3 protein-coding genes and 1 pseudogene are annotated in these 6,678 nt (G+C 36.1%); 3 read left to right on the forward strand and 1 reads right to left on the reverse strand.

Going from position 1 to position 6,678, the window contains the following annotated elements; all coding sequences use genetic code 11:
- The 3 genes and pseudogenes from AB8B65_RS04020 to AB8B65_RS04030 all read left to right on the forward strand — a co-directional run.
- A pseudogene (locus tag AB8B65_RS04020) lies at positions 1-840 on the forward strand (trehalose synthase); the annotation flags it as partial.
- A gap of 3 nt (positions 841-843) precedes the next feature.
- Entirely contained in the window at positions 844-2,751 is a 1,908-nt protein-coding gene (gene glgB / locus AB8B65_RS04025) for a 1,4-alpha-glucan branching protein GlgB (protein ID WP_405299569.1), read from the forward strand.
- A 689-nt stretch (positions 2,752-3,440) separates the two neighbouring features.
- Positions 3,441-5,843, forward strand: coding sequence for a glycoside hydrolase family 31 protein (locus AB8B65_RS04030; RefSeq protein WP_405299570.1), 2,403 nt, complete (start codon positions 3,441-3,443; stop codon positions 5,841-5,843).
- A gap of 496 nt (positions 5,844-6,339) precedes the next feature.
- On the opposite strand, the gene AB8B65_RS04035 is transcribed toward AB8B65_RS04030, so the two are convergent.
- The gene (locus AB8B65_RS04035; RefSeq protein WP_405299571.1) at positions 6,340-6,534 is read right to left on the reverse strand and encodes a hypothetical protein; all 195 of its coding nucleotides are present in this window, start codon (positions 6,532-6,534) and stop codon (positions 6,340-6,342) included.
- Positions 6,535-6,678 lie beyond the last annotated feature (144 nt).

The following is a 6,678-nucleotide window of genomic DNA, read 5'->3' on the forward strand; positions in this document are numbered from 1 at the left end:
AACATAGACATTAGCAAATTGCCCGAAACGGAACTTTTTGAACGCTTAAGCATTCGCGATGTGTCTCCAAGAATCATTGATTGGGTTGGATTAAATCTATTCTTAAAAATTCAAAAACTCGCAGAGCGTACTGCCGAAATGCACATTGCATTAGGAAGTGAATTTGAAGAAACTGCCTTTACACCAACACATTTTAATGGCGATTATACGGTTTGGTTGAAAAATAGATTGCTCTATCAATTTCAAAACCGACTCAACACGGTAGAAAACAATCTACACAAACTAGAAGGTTTATCGCTAAACTTAGCACAAGAATTTTTAGACAATAAAAACACCATTCGTAAGCGTTTGGTGAATTTCGATTGGACAAAACTAAAAGGTGAACGCATTCGTGTACATGGCGATTATCACTTAGGACAAATCTTAGTGAAAGAGGACGATTTTTACATTCTCGATTTTGAAGGTGAACCTGAAAGTACCATTCGCGATCGTAAAGTAAAACAACCGCCGCTAAAAGATGTAGCAGGATTGTTTAGAAGCTTTCACTATGCTATCTATGCAACGATTTTCAATCACAAAGACGAATACAAACACAATCAAGACGAACTTTTTGAAGCAGGTGAATTGTTGTATACTTATTTTATTGGTGTATTTTTGAAAACATATATTACCAAAATTCAAGATGCAAATTTGAACATTGGTTACAGTCAAGAACGCATCTTTTTACTAAAATATTCATTGCTCGAAAAAGCGATCTACGAACTTGGGTACGAACTCAATTCACGACCACTTTGGGCAGTCATTCCGCTTAAAGGAATCACAAACATTATCAATCATTAATTTATGGCAAACGTAGTTCCACATAGTTTATTCTCAGATTTTGATATCAACTTATTCAAAGCGGGAAAACATTACAAATTATATGAAAAATTTGGTTCGCATATAATGACGCTCAACGGCGTAGAAGGAACCTATTTTGCAGTTTGGGCGCCAAGTGCCAAAACGGTTTCTGTTATTGGTGATTTTAATTTTTGGATAGAAGGCGAACATCAACTGAATGTACGTTGGGACGAGAGTGGAATATGGGAAGGATTCATTCCAAATGTAGGCAAAGGAAGTACGTACAAATATAAAATACAAAGCAATCATAACGACATTAAAACGGAAAAAGCAGATCCGTATGCACGTCGTTGCGAACATCCGCCAAAAACGGCTTCTATTGTTTGGGACGCCGATCACGCTTGGAAAGATAGCAAGTGGATGAAAAAACGTAAAAAACACAATGCCTTAGATGCGCCGTATTCAGTATATGAAGTGCATTTAGGTTCGTGGAAACGAAAAGTAGAAGAAAACAAATTTCTAAGTTACACGGAATTGGCAGACGAATTGGTGGCATACATAAAGGAAATGAACTTTACGCATGTGGAATTAATGCCCGTCATGGAATATCCGTACGATCCAAGTTGGGGATATCAATTGGTTGGATACTTTGCGCCAACATCGCGATTTGGCTATCCAGAAGAATTCAAACTATTAGTAGATAAACTCCATCAAAATGACATCGGAATCATTTTAGATTGGGTTCCGTCGCACTTTCCAGAAGATGCACACGGACTCGGTTTCTTTGATGGAACCTGTTTATATGAACATCCAGACAAGCGAAAAGGATATCATCCCGATTGGAAAAGTCTCATCTTCAATTACGGACGAAACGAAGTAAAATCATTCCTAATTAGTAATGCCGTTTTTTGGCTCGATCAATACCATGCCGATGGTTTACGAGTCGATGCGGTAGCTTCCATGTTATTCTTAGATTATTCACGTGACGAAGGTGAATGGGAACCAAATCAATTTGGCGGACGCGAAAACTTAGATGCAATTGCGTTTATGAAGGAAATGAACGAAGCCGTATATTCCATGTTTCCAGATGTACAAACCATTGCCGAAGAATCAACGTCTTTCCCAATGGTGTCACGTCCAGCAAGTATTGGCGGACTCGGTTTTGGAATGAAATGGATGATGGGTTGGATGCATGATACCTTGCAATACTTTGCAAAAGAACCAATTTACAGAAAACACCATCAAAACGATTTAACCTTTAGCATGACTTATGCGTTTACGGAAAACTTTATGTTGCCGTTGTCGCATGATGAGGTTGTATATGGAAAGCATTCCATCTTAGGAAGAATGCCTGGTGATGAATGGCAACGTTTTGCCAACTTACGCTTATTATACAGTTATATGTTTACGCATCCAGGTGCGAATTTGCTCTTTCAAGGATGTGAATTTGGACAAAGTGAAGAATGGAATTTTGAGCAAAGTCTCGATTGGCATTTGCTGGAACATGATGTGCACAAAGGCGTTCAAAGTTTAATAAAAGATTTAAACAAACTCTACAAAAAAGAAGCAGCGTTGCATGAAAAGCAATTTACCGCAGATGGTTTTGAATGGATCGATTACAACGATTCGGAAAACTCTGTGCTAATTTACATCAGAAAAGGAAAAAAGCCAGCAAACGATTTGATTATTGCCTGTAACATGACACCAATTCCACGCGAAAACTATCGCATAGGTTTGCCAACAGCAGGAACATTAAAAGAAATTTTCAACAGTGATTTAAAACAATACGCAGGAACAGAAGATTTTGTAAACAAAAAAGTTATTTCCGAAGAAATGGAATGGCAGTTTAGAAATCATTCCGCAGAAATAAAAATTCCGCCTTTAGGAATGGTTGTGTTGAAGTATGTATAAAAAGTATTGAGAATTTAGATTTTTTAGACTCGCTATGCTTTTTAGATTGCTTTGCTTGTAGACTTGTAAGAGAATCTATTATCTAAGAATTTTAGAAGTATTGGATACGTCCTTGCGAGAAGCGTAGCGACGTGGCAATCCGTTTCTAATGAAACTTAAGTTTTCTCAAATAACAGATTGCTTCGGTTTTACCTCGCAAAGACGTTTCACACTCACGTACACAAACGTTAATTCGAGTGATTTTCGTAATAAAATGAAGAAAGTTTTATTCAGAAATAATTCAATTATGCTTCGATACGTAAACGATTCGTGACAATCGTCAACACAAAAAAATAACCAAGAAAACAATTCGTGAATTCGTAACAAAAAAAGAAGAAAACTACAAAACGTCATTACCAGCAATAATGAAGTTAGCTATATTTAGCACAATGATTTTATTATCTGAGTAACAGATTACCGCGTCACACTTCCTCGCAATGACGTTTCAAATCATTCCGAAAAATGAAATTATAGAAACAATAATGTTTAGGGGTTAAAAATCGTAATTTCATAAAAAAACCAACAGAAAAAATATATTTCAATAATTATGACCAACTATAACGTTATCGTTAATAAATCAGTGTTTTAAAGCTTTCAAATCTCTAAACTTTTGCGTTTTTTTACATAATATCTTAAATCTTACAACAAACATGATTGTAAATACAGAATTAGAGAATAAAGGGAATTTGTTTCCTTCCAGAATAATAAACTTTCGAAAAGACGTAGACACTTTATATTTTACCGCAGAAAATGATGTGGTATTACAAATGCGTATTGTGCGCGATAGTGTATTGCGCTTCCGATATACCACCACAGGAACATTTGAAAATGACTTTTCGTATGCCATTACAAAATACGCGAGCACAGGATACAATCATCTAGCGATAGAAGAAGACGAAGAAAAATACATCATTACCACGTCAAAATTAATCTGTCATATTACAAAGGCAAACATGCGCATTCAATTATATGATGCAATAGACAATACTTTGGTAAATGAGGACGAATTAGGTTTTCATTGGGAAGAAAGTTACGAGTTTGGTGGAAATGTGGTGAAAATGAGCAAAACGGTCAATGAACGTGAAAGCTATTTCGGACTTGGTGACAAACCAGATCATTTAAACCTAAAAGGAAAACGTTTCCAGAATTGGGTAACCGATTCGTATGCATACGGAAAACATACCGATCCAATTTACAAAGCCATTCCATTTTATACAGGTTTACATCACAACAAAGCCTACGGAATCTTTTTTGACAATACATTCAGAAGCTATTTTGACTTTGCACACGAACGCAGAAATGTAACTAGTTTTTGGGCGCAAGGTGGCGAAATGAATTACTATTTCATCTACGGACCGCAAATGCAAGATGTCGTAGAAAGTTATACCGACTTAACAGGAAAACCACATCAACTACCGCCATTATGGGCTTTGGGCTATCATCAATGTAAGTGGAGTTATTATCCAGAATGCAATGTAAAAGAAATCACGAAGAAATTTAGAGACCTTAAAATTCCCTGTGATGCTATTTACTTAGATATCGATTATATGGATGGTTTCCGTTGTTTCACTTGGAATAAAGATCACTTTCCAGATCCGAAACGAATGGTAAAAGAACTCGCTGACGACGGCTTTAAAACCGTTGCAATCATTGATCCAGGAATAAAAATTGATAAAGACTATGATGTTTTCAAGGAAGCACTTGACAAAGACTATTTCTGTAAACGTGCAGATGGACCGTATATGAAAGGGAAAGTTTGGCCGGGCGAGTGTTATTTCCCCGATTTTACCAAACCCGAAGTACGTGATTGGTGGTCAGGATTATTTAAAGAATTAATTGAAGATATTGGCATCAAAGGCGTTTGGAACGACATGAACGAACCAGCTGTAATGGAAGTGCCAAACAAAACATTTCCAGACGATGTACGTCACGATTATGATGGAAACCCATGCAGTCACCGAAAAGCACACAATATTTACGGAATGCAAATGGCGCGTGCAACGTATCAAGGATTGAAAAAATTTAACTATCCAAAACGTCCGTTTGTCATTACACGTTCGGCATATTCTGGAACGCAACGTTATACCTCAACTTGGACAGGTGACAACGTGGCAACATGGGAACATTTATGGATAGCCAATGTGCAAGCACAACGCATGGCAATGTCTGGTTTTTCCTTTGCGGGAAGTGATATTGGTGGATTTGCAGAACAACCACAAGGAGAATTATTTACACGTTGGATTCAACTCGGAATTTTTCATCCGTTTTGTAGAGTGCATTCGTCAGGCGATCATGGCGATCAAGAACCGTGGGCTTTTGATGAAGACGTTACCGATGTAGTGCGAAAATTTGTGGAGTTACGCTATCAACTATTACCATATTTATACACTGCTTTTTGGAATTTGGTCGATCATGGAACGCCATTATTAAAATCGCTCGTGATGTATGATCAAGAAGATCATCAAACGCATTACCGAACAGACGAATTTGTTTTTGGAGATAAAATACTAGTATGTCCAATTCAAGAACCGAATAGTAAAGGTCGTCGAATGTACATTCCGAGAGGGAAATGGTATAATTTCTGGACAGATGAATTGGTTGAAGGTGGAAAAGAAAAATGGGTAGATGCTGAAATTGATAGCATGCCAATTTTTGTAAAAGCTGGTGCAGTGATTCCAAAATATCCTGTACAACAATATGTAGGTGAAAAAGAGATCAAAGAAGTTACCTTAGATATTTACTATAAAGAAGGAAAAGAACGCTCGCAATTATTTGACGATGCACATGACGGATACGATTACACAAAAGGTCGTTACAGTCTACGAACATTCAAACTGACAGGAAAGCCAAACGAACTTATTGTGCAGCAGCACAAAGAAGGAAAGTATATTACAACGTATGAGAACTTCAAATTGAACATTCATGGATTACCATTCAAAGCCAAAGAAGTGCAAATAGACAATGTAAGTGTGGCACTTTCAGACTTAAAAAAGGATGAAAACGGCGCAATGATTGTCGCAAAAGATTTCTCTGAAATTCATATTATTGGATAGTTTGAAATTGTAAATGTTGAATTATAAATTTTGAATTATTTCAGATTCAAGATTGAAAAATACTAGAGTCAAGACGTTTTGTGTTGGCTCTTTTTTTGTTCGCTTTCGCGAGATTGTACTCAGAAGTTTTAAGGTAATAATGTGTCAAATTGAGCTTGTTTATGCGATGCTGAATCAAGTTCAGCATGACGAAATTTTGCACGTTATTGCGAGGAGTTTGGACGAAGTCATCTGTTACTATAACACAGAACATTTCACTATCGTTCTCAATGACGTCAATGTTTTCAACTTCAACTTCAATTTCAATTTCATTCCTTTAAAAAAAAATAATTCTGCCCGCAGGAAATTGTTAAGTGGCATTCAGTCAATAAGTTATATGAATTGCATATTCGCTTGTTTCCTCATTATTTCTTCGAGCAGACAGACAGGATTAATTAAACTGTTGACTAACTTTATTGTATGGATCTGTTATTAAAACTAATAATTTGGATCATTGTTAACACTCACTTGTTCCTACATCAATATCATCTGGATTTCTAGCTGGTCCACATGTATAATTACAGGTTTCTAATTGTGTTGGACAAGCTGTTCTGTACTCACTATTACAATCATATTCATATGACCAACAAGTATCAAAATTTGAACAATTACGAGAACAATTACCAGTATATTGATGTTCTCCTCCACCCATTAAATTTGAGATTGATTTTTTGTTAAGGGTTAGAGTTTTTAAATTTCTTTTTTTTTTATTTTATAAGATTTTAAAGTATTAATTGATACACTAATCTAGTTATGTTAAGATGTAAAATATGATATAAACTTTAGTGTAAAGTAG

It is taken from the genome of Kordia sp. (genome assembly GCF_045105435.1).
Classification (GTDB): Bacteria; Bacteroidota; Bacteroidia; order Flavobacteriales; family Flavobacteriaceae; genus Kordia.